Origin of the sequence: Bacillus sp. ISL-45, from assembly GCF_018613195.1 — a bacterium.
Taxonomy (GTDB): domain Bacteria; phylum Bacillota; class Bacilli; order Bacillales; family Cytobacillaceae; genus Mesobacillus.
On sequence record NZ_JAGGQQ010000004.1, the window covers coordinates 149,375 to 164,334 of the forward strand.

Sequence of the window (14,960 nt, forward strand, 5' to 3'; positions counted from 1 at the left end):
GGGTATCTTTATGCGCGAATCTTACCCTTATGCGAGCTTCTACCTTTCTATAAGGGTAGCTTTCGGTGCGAATCGTACCCTTATGCGGCCCTCCCCCCTCTTCATAAGGATATCTTTCGGTGCGAATCGTACCCTTATGCGGCCTTCTACCTCTTCATAAGGGTATCTTTATGCGCGAATCGTACCCTTATCCGGCCTTTTACCTCTTCATAAGGGTATCTTTATGCGCGAATCGTACCCTTATGCGGCCTTCTACCTTTCTATAAGGGTATCTTTATGCGCGAATCGTACCCTTATGCGGCCTTCTACCTTTCTATAAGGGTACCTTTATGCGCGAATCGTACTCTTATGCGGCCTTCCCCCTCTTCATAAGGATATCTTTCCTCCGGATGCTTCTTAATAAGAGGCATTCGGTATTTCATACACATCCAAATAACCAATTTAACGCAAATTAATAGACTGCAGATAAACTCAAATGAGTCCGTCTGCAGCCTGAAAGATTGTTAACCAGATATCATACTTTTAATCATAAAAAGGGTGATCTTCGTTAATAAGGATTTTTTGGATTTTCACTGCTTTGCCAGTCTTTTTATCCAAATCTATCAATACTGCAGACAGCTGGTTCCTTCCATCCTTGGCTACTTCGAAACGTGTTGGCAAACTTGTCATGAACCTTCTTAGGACCGCTTCTTTTTCTACTCCCAATATACCATCATATGGCCCGGTCATGCCTACATCGGTAAGAAAAGCTGTACCAGAGGGCAAGATCCTGTCATCTGCTGTCTGGACATGAGTATGCGTACCGACCACAGCGGAAACTCTCCCATCAAGATACCAGCCCATCGCCTGCTTTTCGCTAGTTGCCTCAGCATGGAAATCGACGAAGATGAGGGAAGTGCGTTTGCTAGCTTCCTCAATCAATTCATCTGCTTTTTTAAATGGGCAATCTATTGGTGTCAAGAAGGTACGGCCCTGTAAGTTGATTATTGCCAGTTCTTCCTGGTTGACCTTTAAATAAACAATTCCTTTTCCGGGTACTTCTTCAGGGAAATTAGCGGGCCTGACCAGATATTTAGCATTATCGATGAATTCGAAAATATCTCGATTATCCCATGCATGGTTGCCTAAAGTTACAGCCTGTGCGCCCTGTTCGAGAAATTGCCGGTAAATCTTTTCGGTAATCCCTTTTCCGCTCGCTGCATTCTCACCATTTATGATGGTAACAGTCGGACGAAATTTCCCCTTTAGCTTTGGCAGGTATTCCGTAACCATATCCCGTCCAGGCGAACCTACAACATCCCCTACAAATAAAATCCTCATATATCCTCATTCCTGCCTTTAAGTTAGTTTTTATGTAAAAATTGTACCATAACATCGAGATTAGAGGAAAACCAGCAAAGTTTCCATCAATATAAAAAGCGGCGCCGAAGCACCGCTTTATTTTGCATATTCAACTGCCCGTGTCTCACGGATGACTGTAACCTTGATATGTCCAGGATAATCGAGTTCATCCTCGATTTTCTTGCGAATATCTCGTGCGAGGCGGTGGGCCTGCAAGTCATCGATTTGATCAGGCTTAACCATGATCCTGATTTCTCTGCCAGCCTGAATAGCGAATGATTTTTCGACTCCTTCATAGGATTCTGAAATCTCTTCCAGCCTTTCGAGACGGCGGATATAGTTTTCAAGCGCTTCGCTACGGGCACCAGGCCTTGCAGCTGATAATGCGTCAGCAGCTGCAACAAGTACTGCAATGATCGAAGTCGGCTCTGTATCACCATGGTGAGAAGCAATACTGTTAATTACAACTGGATGCTCCTTATACTTTGTAGCGAGCTCCACGCCAATTTCAACATGGCTTCCTTCCACTTCATGGTCAATGGCCTTTCCGATGTCATGCAGAAGTCCTGCACGGCGAGCTAACGTTTCATCTTCACCTAGTTCTGCGGCAAGCAATCCGGACAATTGGGCTACTTCCATTGAATGTTTAAGTACATTCTGTCCGTAGCTTGTACGGTATTTCAAACGGCCAAGAATTTTAATAAGATCTGGATGCAGTCCGTGAACTCCCACTTCGAAGGTAGTCTGTTCCCCAACCTCACGAATATGTTCATCAACTTCACGGCGCGCTTTCTCAACCATTTCCTCAATTCGAGCCGGATGAATACGTCCATCCTGGACAAGCTTGTCTAGAGCTAGACGGGCTGTTTCACGTCTGATTGGGTCAAATCCAGAAAGGATAACGGCTTCCGGAGTGTCATCAATAATGAGATCAATTCCAGTCAACGTTTCCAGGGTGCGGATATTCCGTCCCTCACGACCGATAATACGCCCTTTCATTTCATCATTCGGAAGATTTACGACTGATACAGTCGTTTCAGCAACATGATCTGCTGCACACCTTTGAATGGCCAGTGAAAGTACTTCTTTCGCTTTCTTATCGGATTCTTCTTTCGCCCTGTTTTCGTTTTCCTTAATCATTAGTGCAATGTCGTGAGCAAGTTCTTGCTCAGTACGCTCCAAAATGATGGATTTAGCCTCATCACGCGTTAAGCCCGAGATGCGTTCTAGTTCAGTCTGCTGATTTCGTACCATCTCGTCCACTTTGCTTTCCATCTCTTCAATATGCTGTTGTCTTTTGGAAAGAGCGTCATCTTTTTTCTCTAAAAGATTCTCGCGTTTGTTCAACGACTCATCTTTGCGATCAAGATTCTCCTCTTTTTGCAATAAACGATTTTCTTGTTTTTGCAGTTCATTTCTTCGTTCACGAATTTCACGCTCTGCTTCAGTACGCAGCTTGTGATTTTCATCCTTAGCCTCCAGCAGGGCTTCTTTTTTCATAGCCTCTGCTTCACGCTTCGCATCTTCAACAATTTGTTCTGCGGCGTTTTTGGCACCTGCAATTTTTGCTTCCGCAACGGATTTACGATAAAAATAGCCAACAACTGCACCGACGAATAGGCCAAGCAAAATGGAGATGATTGAAATAATTAGATCCATCATTTTCACCTCCTCTTGCTATGAACTTGTGTTACGTTTTTTAAAGTGTCGGCATGTACATTGTTACAAGCATCAATATACAGCTCAAATGCTTTTAAACGTTTTTAATACGATGAAAATGTAAAATATACATTTTTAATTGTAAAGCTGCCATATTTTATTGTCAAGGGTTTGTCCCATGTGTATTCTGTTGGTTTGATTAATTATTCAATCAATTCTTATTTCTTCGATGTGACTGTTGATTTTCTACGCATTCTCCGAAAGGAGTATAAAGGCTGAAAATCAATATTCACCTAACATTAAAGTAAGAAAAGTACAAACAAGGCCTCCTGGATTTCAGGAGACCTTGGTGATAGCAGAGATAGACTATTAATCTAATGGAAGTTCTTCCTGGTCTTCATCAGTTTCAGTCACTTTGAACTCGCCATCAAGGCCGTAGTGATTACGGATTTTCTGCTTGATTTCAAGACGGATGGATGGGTTTTCCTTAAGGAACATTTTCGCATTCTCTCTTCCCTGTCCAAGACGCTCACCATTGTAGGAATACCAAGAACCACTCTTATCGACGATATCAAGGTCTGAACCCATGTCGATGATTTCACCCTCTTGGGAAATCCCCTCACCGTACATGATATCCACTTCAGCTGTACGGAATGGAGGAGCGACCTTGTTCTTGACGACTTTGATCCTCGTTTTGTTACCGACCATATCATTGCCCTGCTTCAAAGTTTCAGCACGGCGGACTTCAAGACGTACGCTTGAATAGAATTTAAGAGCGCGTCCTCCAGGAGTTGTTTCAGGGTTCCCGAACATAACGCCGACTTTTTCACGAATCTGGTTAATGAAGATTGCGATAGTCTTTGACTTGTTGATTGCACCGGAAAGCTTACGCAATGCCTGGGACATCAAACGGGCCTGAAGACCAACGTGGGCATCGCCCATCTCACCTTCAATTTCAGCCTTTGGAACAAGAGCTGCAACGGAGTCAACAACAATAATATCAATTGCTCCACTTCGCACAAGTGCTTCTGCGATTTCCAAAGCCTGTTCTCCAGTGTCAGGCTGCGAAAGAAGAAGCTCATCGATATTTACACCAAGTTTCTGTGCATATACAGGATCCAGTGCGTGTTCAGCGTCAATGAATGCCGCCTGGCCGCCATTTGCCTGTACCTCTGCAATTGCATGAAGCGCAACAGTTGTCTTACCTGAACTTTCAGGTCCGTAGATTTCAACAACACGTCCGCGAGGATATCCGCCTATTCCCAGGGCAGCATCCAGTGCAAGGGACCCACTTGGAGAAGTAGAAATTTTAGTGTCTGTTTTCTCCCCTAATTTCATAACTGATCCTTTACCAAATTGCTTTTCAATTTGTTTTAACGCCATATCTAAGGCAGCTTGACGATCACTCACACAAATTTCCTCCTTTTATATAAAAACGAACCAGCATACTGTCTGGCCGCAAATCTCTTATTTAAAGCCTACTATTACTATACCTTTTTCCAAGAGGTTTGTCCAACAAAAAATCGAACATTTATTCGTTTTTTTTAGAAGAGCAAAAAGCGTCAAAATTGATTTTTCGATGCTTTTTTCAGCAGTTTTACTTTGATATATACCCATTAAAATTAGTTTTCAGCAAAGAATCTGCCTATTCTAAATACGGGGATGACTATTTCCTTTCAGTATATTCAGGGGCATAAAAAGAACACGGGAGTTCATCACTTCCGTGTTCCTGATAATCTATTAATTATAATCTGACAGCCAAACTTTACTGACCTTTTCCTGATGGCATCCCGGGAACCGCTGAGGGTCAGTTTTTCCACATGGACTGGCTGCCCCTTTATATGCACCCCGATGAAAACCGTTCCAGCCGGATGCCCCTCCAGGCTGTCTGGACCAGCTGCTCCGGTAAAGCTGATGCCGATATCAGAGTTGGTAAGCGCTGCAGCATTTACTGCGAGTTCTTCCGCACATTCACTGCTTACAGCTCCAAATTTCTCGATTGTTTTCGAATCAACCTTCACAAGACCAATTTTGGCCTCATTGGAGTAACAGACGATACCGCCCTTAAAAAGGCTGCTTGCACCTGGAACTGAAGTCAAATCCTGCTGGAACATGCCGCCTGTTAAACTTTCAGCAGCTGATAATGTCAGGTTTCTGCTTTTCAATATTTTTGAAAGCTCTATGACTAAGGAAGTTTCGTCGTAACCATAAAAATGCTCACCGACTCTGTCCATGATTTCAGCTTCTATTCGGTCAATCAATGCCTGGGCAGACCCGCGCACGTCGTCCCTCGCGGTAAGCCTCAGTGTAACTTCACCGTCTCCAGCCAGTGGTGCAATGGTCGGATTGCTTTGCTGGTCAATCAAATCTTCAATTTCTGATTCAAGAGCCGCCTCGCCAATTCCAAAGAACCGGAGGACTCTCGATTCAATTTTAGCTTGATTGCCAGACAAGCCTTCAATAGCAGCCTGACCGTATTTCAAGAACATAGGCTCCATTTCAGAGGGAGGCCCCGGCAGAAGCATGTACTTGTTGTCCTCAGTTGGCAGGAACATCCCCGGAGCCATGCCATGATCATTTTTCAGGACAGTGGACCCTTCGATGACGAGTGCCTGCTTCCTGTTATTCTCAGTCATTACCCTGTTCGTTTTTTCAAAATACAATTCGATGGACTTCATCGCTTCTTCATCAAGAACAAGCTGCTTTCCAAGCTGCCCAGCAATAGTATCTTTTGTCAGGTCATCCTTCGTCGGACCCAATCCGCCAGTAAAGATAATCAGCTCTGCACGTTCCCTGGCAATTTCCATTGCATTCTTCAATCTATCAGGATTATCTCCGACAACAGTATGAAAGTAAACATTGATTCCCAGGTCGGCAAGCTGCCTGGAAAGGAACCTGGCGTTCGTGTTGACAATTTGCCCAAGGAGCAATTCAGATCCCACAGCAATGATTTCGGCATTCATTTCTTGTCCCCCTGACAAAATCGATTATTTGGAATTACTGAATACTTGCTTGTTTTTAGCGAAGTAATCCCATCCAGACCAAATGGTAAAGAACATCGCCACCCATAATGCGATGTCTGCAAACGGAATGGAGAATGCTTCAAAAATGATATTGTGCAGCAAGAGGGCGGAAATGGCCACTGTCTGGGCCCACATTTTAATCTTACCGGGCATTTTAGCTGCAACAACTTCGCCACCGCCAGCAAGCAGTAAACGCAATCCGGTTACAGCAAACTCCCGGCTGATGATAATAATGACAATCCACGCAGGGGCATACCCCAGTTCAACCAACACAATCAGTGCAGAAGAGACAAGCAGTTTATCTGCAAGGGGATCAAGGAATTTCCCAAGGTTTGTAACTAAGTTGTGCTTTCGTGCCAGATAACCGTCAACCCAGTCTGTAACAGACGCAAAGATGTAGATTAGCGCTCCTACAAAATGAGTGACGGGCATGGTTGTACCAAGCAGGGAGATATCCCCCCATGAAAATGGGACAAGCATGATGATCATGAATAACGGAATCAATAAAATTCGTGAAACCGTAATCTTATTTGGCAAATTCATATACTATTTCCTCCAGATGAAAAATTGCAAAGCCATTAGTTTGACTTCTTTCATTATATCCAATATGTAAAAAACATCATTAAATATGCCTTTTATAATTTTAGCCCGTATAAACTAAAGTTCATACGGGCAATAGAATTAAACCTTACTTTACAAAATTAATGGTTATATTCTGTGTCGTAGCATTTGAAGGGGAAATTGCATATTCCAGCTTCTGATCATTTACATAAATTTCGGTATCTGGAGCAAAGCCAACTTTGATCAAAGCCTGAGTATCATTTGTCAGGTCAGCAGTCTCGCTGACTTTGGCATCTTTATTCAACTCTTCACCGAAATAAGTCTTGCCTGCCCCGTTTTTAACACTGACCCATGTCCTGCCTAAAGAAACAACCTTCACGACGAACTTGTCTGTATTCTTCAATTCATAAACAGTGTTGCTGCCGCTGTTTGAGGCGACGGTAAGTTCCTGTTGCGGAGTTTCAGGCTCTGTTTCTTCTTCAGCCGGTTCCTCCTCGGAAGCACCCTCATCCTCGCCAGTGCCTTCACTTCCGCTATCATCTGTTTGATCATCTTCATCTGTTATCTCTGCAGGTTCTTCCACCCTTGTCTGCTTACCTGTCGTCACAGGATCCTTTGTTTCATCACCCGCATACTCGACGATCAGATACCAAACCAGTGCGATAGCGCCTATGATAAAGATTCCAAACAAAATTTTCGGAAGAACATCGAGGATTTTGGAAGTCTCCGGAGAAATACTTTTCCTCGACTGGACACGGGAAAGCTGCTCGGGCAGCTCTTCGTTGTATGTAGATGGGATTTCATTTTTATGCTGCTCAAAAAGCTGTTCTGGATCAAGCCCCACAGCCTCTGCATATTGTTTAATGAATGCACGGACATAAAACTTTCCTGGCATCATAGAGTAATTGCCCTCTTCAATACCAAGAAGGTAGCGCTTCTGTATTTTCGTGATGGACTGCAGTTCGTCCAGGCTGAGGCCCTTAGCTTCACGTGCTTCCTTTAATATATTTCCTAACTCAGTCACGATAACACCTTCCAATACTGTTAAAAATCAAATCCGCCAAAATCAGAATCGGTAAACATGTGATTCTTCTGAACCATGTCATACACGATTTCTTCATCAGGGTTATTGCGAAGTTCAATAATATAATCAAAGTCATCCATTGTATATTCCGTATTCTGGACAAAAATATCCGGATGTTCAACAACCTTTACCGCAGGCAGGCGCATGATTTCCCTGACAAGCTGCCAGTGCTTCTCATTTGCCCTCCTAGTGGAGACGATTCCGTCAATGATAAATAAATTATCAGCGTTATACTCATCTTCAATCAATTGGTTGCGGATTGTCTGTTTCAGCAATGTTGAAGATACAAACAGCCACCGCTTGTTCGCACAGACACTTGAAGCCACGACGGACTCCGTCTTGCCAACTCGCGGCATCCCGCGGATCCCAATCAGTTTGTGTCCTTCCATCTTAAACAATTCTGCCATAAAATCTACAAGTAGTCCAAGTTCATCCCTAACAAACCGGAATGTTTTTTTATCATCTGCATCACGCTGTATGTACCTGCCATGTCTGACCGCCATCCGGTCACGAAGCTTTGGTTCACGGATTTTAATTACCTTTATTGTATCCATTGTATTTAAAATTGACTCTAATCGTTCAATTTGATCATCATCTTTTGCTAGGATCAACAGGCCGCGTCTTCCTTCATCCACTCCATTGATCGTAACAATATTTATTGACAGCATACCAAGCAAGGAAGAAATATCACCTAGCAGTCCTGGACGGTTAATCATAATCTCATATTCCAAGTACCATTCTTTCTTTTCCATCGTTCTCCTCCTCTGCTATAGGGTCACTTGATTGCGACACATTTTGACATCGAATATCTAGCTACTATATTATATGATTTTCAAAGAAGATGAAAGGAAAAACAAGCCAGAAGTTAAAAGTAAAATAAAGCCTTGTGCCAGATGCCTTTTCGATGGAAATGCACACCTCTTTGCGTCGATAAATAAAGCTCTTTACGAGGAGACTTCTGAATCATGAGCGAATATTACACGTAAACACCAAGGTGCCAGTTTTTACTTTTGGTTAAGAAAGCAACAAATTTTACGTTAAGAGCGTAAAAAAAAGAGAGGAAGCTGTATGTCCCCTCTCAAATTCCACTTATTATTTAGAACCGTTATTCTGAACCAATTTAACCATCACTGTTGCGATGGCATGCTGTTCGTCAGGACTTGCAACTGACCACAGGTCTGCAAGTACTCTTTCCTGCTCATTTTTAGGGTCGACATTCTTGGCAAGATAGTCCCCAATTTGGTAGGCAAGGTCTCCCACGACTTCTTTGTTCAGACCCTGTTCCTGCCCCTGATGAAGGCGATCTCCCAAGAAATCCTTCCATTGATTCCAGTTATCCAGTACGGACATATTGACAACCTCCTTGTCTGAAATAGTACAAGGTTATTTTGCATACGTACTCCCATAATTATTCATAACGGTTCATGTTTTGAAAAATTGTCACATATGCATCATGTCAGCCAGCCACCGTTAACTGCCAGGACCTGCCCGTTAATATAAGTGGATTTATCAGACAGGAGGAATTCAACACTATCTGCCACTTCGTCAGCTTTTCCCAAACGGCCTGATGGAATATCATCGGTGATGGCCTTGATCTCTTCCTGTGAAAGGTCTTCAACCATAGGAGTCTGAATCGCTCCTGGAGCTACGGCGTTCACCCTTATCCCTGAGCTTGCCAGTTCTTTGCTCAACGCTTTGGCAAAAGCTATTTGGGCTCCTTTCACTGCCGAGTAAGCCACTTCATACGATGCGCCTGTCTGCCCCCATATTGATGATACTACGACGATACTCCCTCTTTCTTTTTGCCGCAATTTAGGAATAAGCTCTTTGGTCAGCATCAAAGGCGATGTTAAATGAATCTGGATAAGTTCCTCTGCTTCCGCCTCCTCCAAATCTTCAAGAAGTCCATAAAGGGCATTACCTGCATTATGTACAATCGCATCAATGGAGAAAATGTTTGCCGCTAAATCCAAATAGCCTGTTTTTGAGGCAAGATCTGCCCTGATCGGTATATATTCTCCGCCAAAGTGTTGAATCTCGCAGACAAGTTCCTCCATCCCTTTTTCGTTCTTGTTAAAATGCAAATAAAGCGAATAACCTTCAGCTGCAAGCTTCGTGGAAATCGCCTTTCCGATCGCCCCACTTGCTCCTGTAACGAGTGCGAATTTTTTCATGTTTCCCCTCTCCAAATACTCTCATGAAATAATGCGCCGGCAAGGACCGGCGCATAAATGAAATGCTGTTTTATTGCTTATCCTTTGGGACTACCTGGCAGACTGTGAATCGTTCTTCAGCAATCAGCTTGCTGGCAGCCTGCCTAAGATCGTCCAGTGTAAGGCTTTCAAGCACCGGCACAACATCAAACAGGTCCATTTCATTGAATGCATAGCGTGTGAACTGGTTAGCAATATACTCAGGTGAATTGACCGCCCTGAGGAAAGCTCCAATTTTTTTCTTTTTTGTTCTTTCAAGGTTGTCATCTGTCAATCCTCGCCCGTCCTTTGCATCCAAAAGCATGGCTTCAAGCTTGCTTGCGAGGACATCAGGCTCGTTTGTATCGCCGCCAACCATCGCAAAGCCAAAGCCCTGCTCCTCTGTATAATCGTACGAAAAAGTATCATCAATCAAGCCTGAGCCATACAATTGAGTATAGTTTTCTGAGCTCTTGCCAAAGAGGATATCAAGCATCACATTGATGGAAAGCTCTTTTTTGAGCATCTCCCTGCCCGATTCAGTTGGGTCTGCAGCCTTGATTCCAACCAGGCACTTGGACGTCTGGACATTCATTTTAAGAACCTGTTTCTTCTCAGCCACCCCTGCCTGCTCCTCATCAAAACTCCGCTTGATTTCAGGCTGGTTTTTGTATACCTTCTTGCCCTGGTTCTCTTTTATCAAGCCCATGATCTCATCAGGCTTAACAGGACCCACCACGAACAACAGCATATTGCTTGGATGGTAAAAAGTCTCATAGCACTCATACAGCATATCTTTTGTTATATGGGAAATAGACTCGATTGTACCAGCAATATCGATGCTGACCGGATGGTTTTTATACATATTTTGTATAAGGCCAAAATACAGTCTCCAATCAGGGTTGTCATCATACATTGTGATCTCCTGCCCGATGATCCCCTTTTCCTTTTCAACTGTCTTCTCGGTAAAATAAGGTTCTTGAACAAAGTCGATCAGCGTTTCCAAGTTTTTTTCTACATTGGATGTACTGGAAAACAAATACGCAGTCCTCGTGAATGATGTGAATGCGTTCGCCGAAGCACCTTGCTTGCTGAATTGCTGGAATACGTCTCCATCTTCCTTTTCAAACAATTTATGCTCAAGGAAATGGGCAATTCCATCAGGCACCTTCACGAAATCATTCTTTCCTGGAGGAAGGAAGTGATTATCGATCGAACCGTATTTCGTTGTAAATGTAGCATATGTTTTATTGAAGCCTTTTTTCGGAAGTATATACACATCCAGTCCGTTATTCAGCTTTTCATAGTACATTTCTTCCTGGAGCTGTTCAAAGGTAATCTTCTCCATTATTTGTCCGCCTCCAATCCAGTTAAGAAGTAAACCGTATCAAGCTGCACCTTTTTGGCTACATCAACGATTTCTTCTTTTGTGGTTTTACTCATGCCCTGAAGCCAGTCATCGAGGCTGACATTTTGACGTGATACAACATTATGATACAGGACCTCTACCATCCCTCTTGCCGTATCCATTGTTTCAAGCATCTGGTTTTCGATTACAGCTTTTGTCTGTTCGATTTCCTGGTCGCTAAAATCGCCAGCTTGCATGGCTTCCATTTGTTCACGGATTATTTTTACGGCCAGTTCAAAATTTTCAAATTCAATGCCCGACATGACCATCATCAAACCTTTATGGCTTTCAAGTCGGCTGGCGACATAGTAAGCCAGGCTATTTTTTTCCCGCACATTCAAGAATAGTTTTGAATGTGAAAAGCCTCCGAAAATTCCATTGAACACCTGGAGTGCATAATAATCCTTATCTCCATAAAGGACATTTGTCCTGTAGCCGATATTCAGCTTACCTTGCTTAACATCCTCATGGTCCTTGACGGTTTTTTCTTCAACGTCAGCACCCTTCGAAGTCTCAACAAGCTTGGGTGTGCGCTCGTCAAATTGCAGGAGTTCCTGGGCAAACGACTGGACTTCCGCCTCATCAACATCCCCGATAATAAACAGGTCAAGCTCATCTTCCGCAAATGCTTTTTGGTAATATTCGTAGAGATTTTTCTCGTCTATTTGCGGAATATCATCAATCTCGCCATTGACATGGAGTGCATATGGTTCATCTTTGCACATTTCCTGGACGAGCCTGAAATTAGAGTATCGCATCTTATCATCATAGACAGCCTGGATTCTCTGTTTTAATGTACGTTTCTCCTTATCAACTGTCTCTTTGTCAAAAGTTTCATTTTCAGCCAGCGGATTCACAAGTATCTCCGCCATCAATTGCAATCCTTTTTTCAGCAAAGGGTCAGGGTCGCTCAGGAACTTTTCATTGGCAATTTCAAGAGAAAAACTGAGGACTTGATATTCTCCCTTTTTTGAAACATCTACATATAAATTAGCTCCATAAAGCTCATCAAGATAAGATCGAAACTTCGAAGTCGTTGGGTAAGCCTTGGAACTGCTTTGCAGAACATACGGAAGCAGCGCCCGTTTTGTTACATCCTCACTCGTAAGCGGCGCCTTCATTTTCCAAACGATTGTATTTGTCTTGAATTTTTCGGTTTTGACGATATGGAGCTTGTAGCCCTTCATATCCTTGATGCTTTCTGAAATGACAGCCATTGAAATCCTCCTTTATTTATACAACAGGACTTGCTTACAATCTTTCTTCTTCACATTATTGATGAAAATAAAACATTCTTCTTTTTATGTATACGTTGTGAAGTCTATATTTAATATTCCTATAAATATACTCTAACTATACCTTTCACATTAAGTCTTATTCAAGGAATTGGCAGTCAATATGGCAAAAGCTTCCCCATTGGGAAGCTTTTATTGTCTAGAAGCAGCGATTTCATCTTTTGCCCGTGAATAAAAATATGTATAACCAGATTCAAAGTTAGCCTGATTTTTTCCGTTTGCTTTTGCGCTGTATAGAAGCTGGTCAGTGTAACCAAGAAGTTTATCCGGCAAGACGGACCCTTTTAAAGAAGCTATACCAAAGCTCATTGTGACACTCTTGCATTCTTCACTGAATTTTTCAGCAGATAATCTTTCGTAGAGGTCATCAAAAAAGCGGATTTGTTCTGGTTCCTCGATAGCAGGCAATAGAAAGGCAAATTCCTCTCCGCCATAACGGAAAGCTTGCGCATCATATTCAGCGGCCAGTTCTTGAAAGATGCTTCCAATTTTCTTCAAGATTTCATCACCCGCTAAATGTCCGAACTGGTCATTAATTTGCTTAAAGTGATCAATATCTCCCATTACCAGCAGGAAGTCTTGCCGTGCACTTGCCAAAACCCTTAATTGTTCCTGGAAATGGCGATGATTATATAAGCCTGTTAAATAGTCAGTGAACATCAGTTCATGAAAAATCTCTTTCTGTTTTAAATGCTTCCTTTCACGTATGACGATCAATGATCCAAACACACCAATGATCCATATGAAAACAAGATTTAAAATAAAGACAAATGTTGTATTAAAGTCAAATTGAGCCTGTACGGCAAAAATAGTTATGTATCCTATTGTTAACGAAATCGAAGATAAAATTGCCCCTTTCGTCCGCCAATAAATGGTCGCATGCATAACGACCAAATAAGCAATCGGAAAAAGCGGGGACATGACTCCATTTGTCAATGCAAGCAGCCACATTAACGCAATATAATCGAAAACGATGCCGGCCTTTGTAAGTAAATTGAAATACTCGTTTCCCGCTGACATTTTTAGTAAAGCAACCTGGGCTACGGTCATGTAGACAAATCCTAGTGACAGCAATAAAGGAAATGTTTCTTTCGTAAAATTCAGCCTGTCCGCCAATGGGGGAAAGTAGAATAATAGAATCCCTACCAGCAAGAATATCCAGCGTAAATAAGAAAAGATTTTTTCCGTTTCTCGATCGTCCATATATAATGATAGCTTCATGAGCATGCCCTCTTGACGATTTTATTTTTAGCAAACTTTTCCTTTATATTAACACATATGGAAGATGAATTCTAAAAAGAATGTTCAAATTTTTAAGATATTATCAACTGATTCTTTAAGTCTCTTCCACTACAATCAACAGGGACTTAACACAATATTGGGCATTAACAAATATTAAAAGAGGCACCCTTTTGAGGTACCTCTTTTCACAGTAAACAGTATTAACGTTTCCCACTATCAAAAGTTTCTCCAACAGCCTTTGGAGCTTGTGATGATTTGGAGAAGATTACGAGTGCGATCAGCGTCACTACATAAGGGAAAATCTTCAATAAGATTGGTGGAATAACAGCAAGCTCAGGAATTACTTGAGACACGTTTGCAATCGTACTGGCAAATCCAAAGAAGAGTGTCGCTGCAAGCACACCTAGCGGCTTCCACTGACCGAAAATCAAGGAAGCAAGTGCCAGGAAGCCAAGACCTGCAACGGTTCCTGTGAATTCACCTGACTGTGTGACGATAATCAAGGCTCCGCCAAGACCGGCGAAAGCTCCAGAAATCAGTACCCCGCTGTAACGGATTCTCCTGACATTGATCCCTGCTGCTTCTGCAGCCTGCGGGAATTCGCCACAGGAGCGCAAACGCAGTCCAAACTTTGTTTTATATAAAATGAATGAACTTGCGAAAAGAATAATCAATACCAACCATGTTGTTGGATATGTCTTTGTGAAAAATAAATCTCCTATTACAGGTATATCAGAAAGGAAAGGAACATCCCATGGTGAAAAACCGCTTGAGATCCGAATGTTTCCACTACCAGTAATATTCCTTGCAAGGAACACTGTCAGTGCAGTGGCAATCAGGTTAATTGCCGTACCACTGATAATTTGATTGGCATTAAGATTAATACTGGCAAAAGCATGCAAGATGGAGAAAAGCACACCAGCAAGTACAGCAGCCAGCAATCCAAGCCAGAGTACCAATGTGTGGTTGTCCAATACACCGCTCAGGTAATGGATGGACAGTGCGCCAGAAAAGGCACCAATGACCATCAATCCCTCAAGGGCAATATTAACAATACCACTTCGTTCACTAAAAAGTCCGCCAAGCGCCGTAATTAGAAGAGGAATTGTAAAGATAATCGCGTAAGGAAAAATTTGTTCTATTATTGACCACATC

13 protein-coding genes are annotated in these 14,960 nt (G+C 42.6%); all 13 read right to left on the minus strand.

Annotated features, from left to right (window positions below; genetic code table 11):
* Positions 1–522: 522 nt before the first annotated feature.
* Positions 523–1,320 (minus strand): TIGR00282 family metallophosphoesterase, encoded by a 798-nt coding sequence (locus J7E35_RS03610; protein ID WP_214777043.1) that lies wholly within the window; start codon positions 1,318–1,320, stop codon positions 523–525.
* 117 nt (positions 1,321–1,437) lie between these two features.
* Positions 1,438–3,000 (minus strand): ribonuclease Y, encoded by a 1,563-nt coding sequence (gene rny, locus J7E35_RS03615; RefSeq protein ID WP_483297195.1) that lies wholly within the window; start codon positions 2,998–3,000, stop codon positions 1,438–1,440.
* Between the two features lie 369 nt (positions 3,001–3,369).
* Complete coding sequence (gene recA, locus J7E35_RS03620) at positions 3,370–4,410, minus strand: recombinase RecA (protein ID WP_214777047.1); 1,041 nt, start codon at positions 4,408–4,410, stop codon at positions 3,370–3,372.
* A 305-nt stretch (positions 4,411–4,715) separates the two neighbouring features.
* Positions 4,716–5,963 carry a competence/damage-inducible protein A gene (locus tag J7E35_RS03625; RefSeq protein WP_214777049.1) on the minus strand — a complete coding sequence of 416 codons (1,248 nt, stop codon included), beginning with the start codon at positions 5,961–5,963 and terminating at the stop codon, positions 4,716–4,718.
* Between the two features lie 24 nt (positions 5,964–5,987).
* On the minus strand, positions 5,988–6,566 hold the full coding sequence (gene pgsA, locus J7E35_RS03630) for a CDP-diacylglycerol--glycerol-3-phosphate 3-phosphatidyltransferase (RefSeq protein ID WP_214777051.1): 579 nt from the start codon (positions 6,564–6,566) through the stop codon (positions 5,988–5,990).
* Between the two features lie 145 nt (positions 6,567–6,711).
* Positions 6,712–7,608: a helix-turn-helix domain-containing protein gene (locus J7E35_RS03635; protein WP_214777053.1), complete on the minus strand. Its 897-nt coding sequence runs from the start codon at positions 7,606–7,608 to the stop codon at positions 6,712–6,714.
* 20 nt (positions 7,609–7,628) lie between these two features.
* Entirely contained in the window at positions 7,629–8,420 is a 792-nt protein-coding gene (locus J7E35_RS03640; RefSeq protein WP_214777055.1) for a DUF3388 domain-containing protein, read from the minus strand.
* 340 nt (positions 8,421–8,760) lie between these two features.
* A complete protein-coding gene (locus J7E35_RS03645; protein ID WP_214777057.1) occupies positions 8,761–9,018 on the minus strand; it encodes a DUF3243 domain-containing protein in 258 nt (85 codons plus the stop codon).
* A 101-nt stretch (positions 9,019–9,119) separates the two neighbouring features.
* Positions 9,120–9,842, minus strand: a complete 723-nt coding sequence (gene ymfI / locus J7E35_RS03650) for an elongation factor P 5-aminopentanone reductase (RefSeq protein ID WP_214777059.1) — start codon at positions 9,840–9,842, stop codon at positions 9,120–9,122.
* 70 nt (positions 9,843–9,912) lie between these two features.
* Positions 9,913–11,208, minus strand: coding sequence for an EF-P 5-aminopentanol modification-associated protein YfmH (yfmH, locus tag J7E35_RS03655; RefSeq protein WP_214777060.1), 1,296 nt, complete (start codon positions 11,206–11,208; stop codon positions 9,913–9,915).
* Positions 11,208–12,485 (minus strand): EF-P 5-aminopentanol modification-associated protein YfmF, encoded by a 1,278-nt coding sequence (gene yfmF, locus J7E35_RS03660; protein ID WP_214777061.1) that lies wholly within the window; start codon positions 12,483–12,485, stop codon positions 11,208–11,210. Before yfmF ends, yfmH begins: the two co-directional genes overlap by 1 nt.
* A 210-nt stretch (positions 12,486–12,695) precedes the next feature.
* A complete protein-coding gene (locus J7E35_RS03665) occupies positions 12,696–13,784 on the minus strand; it encodes a GGDEF domain-containing protein (RefSeq protein ID WP_214777062.1) in 1,089 nt (362 codons plus the stop codon).
* 221 nt (positions 13,785–14,005) lie between these two features.
* Entirely contained in the window at positions 14,006–14,959 is a 954-nt protein-coding gene (locus J7E35_RS03670) for an ABC transporter permease (protein WP_192473244.1), read from the minus strand.
* Position 14,960: the final 1 nt, after the last annotated feature.

Excerpts from the sequence above, each read along its gene's own strand:
- J7E35_RS03625 (WP_214777049.1), bottom strand. The coding sequence starts at position 5,963 with ATGAATGCCGAAATCATTGCTGTGGGATCTGAATTGCTCCTTGGGCAA.
- J7E35_RS03610 (WP_214777043.1), bottom strand. The coding sequence starts at position 1,320 with ATGAGGATTTTATTTGTAGGGGATGTTGTAGGTTCGCCTGGACGGGAT.
- rny (WP_483297195.1), bottom strand. The coding sequence starts at position 3,000 with ATGGATCTAATTATTTCAATCATCTCCATTTTGCTTGGCCTATTCGTC.
- J7E35_RS03670 (WP_192473244.1), bottom strand. The coding sequence starts at position 14,959 with ATGTGGTCAATAATAGAACAAATTTTTCCTTACGCGATTATCTTTACA.
- J7E35_RS03640 (WP_214777055.1), bottom strand. The coding sequence starts at position 8,420 with ATGGAAAAGAAAGAATGGTACTTGGAATATGAGATTATGATTAACCGT.
- pgsA (WP_214777051.1), bottom strand. The coding sequence starts at position 6,566 with ATGAATTTGCCAAATAAGATTACGGTTTCACGAATTTTATTGATTCCG.
- yfmF (WP_214777061.1), bottom strand. The coding sequence starts at position 12,485 with ATGGCTGTCATTTCAGAAAGCATCAAGGATATGAAGGGCTACAAGCTC.
- J7E35_RS03645 (WP_214777057.1), bottom strand. The coding sequence starts at position 9,018 with ATGTCCGTACTGGATAACTGGAATCAATGGAAGGATTTCTTGGGAGAT.
- J7E35_RS03665 (WP_214777062.1), bottom strand. The coding sequence starts at position 13,784 with ATGAAGCTATCATTATATATGGACGATCGAGAAACGGAAAAAATCTTT.
- yfmH (WP_214777060.1), bottom strand. The coding sequence starts at position 11,208 with ATGGAGAAGATTACCTTTGAACAGCTCCAGGAAGAAATGTACTATGAA.
- ymfI (WP_214777059.1), bottom strand. The coding sequence starts at position 9,842 with ATGAAAAAATTCGCACTCGTTACAGGAGCAAGTGGGGCGATCGGAAAG.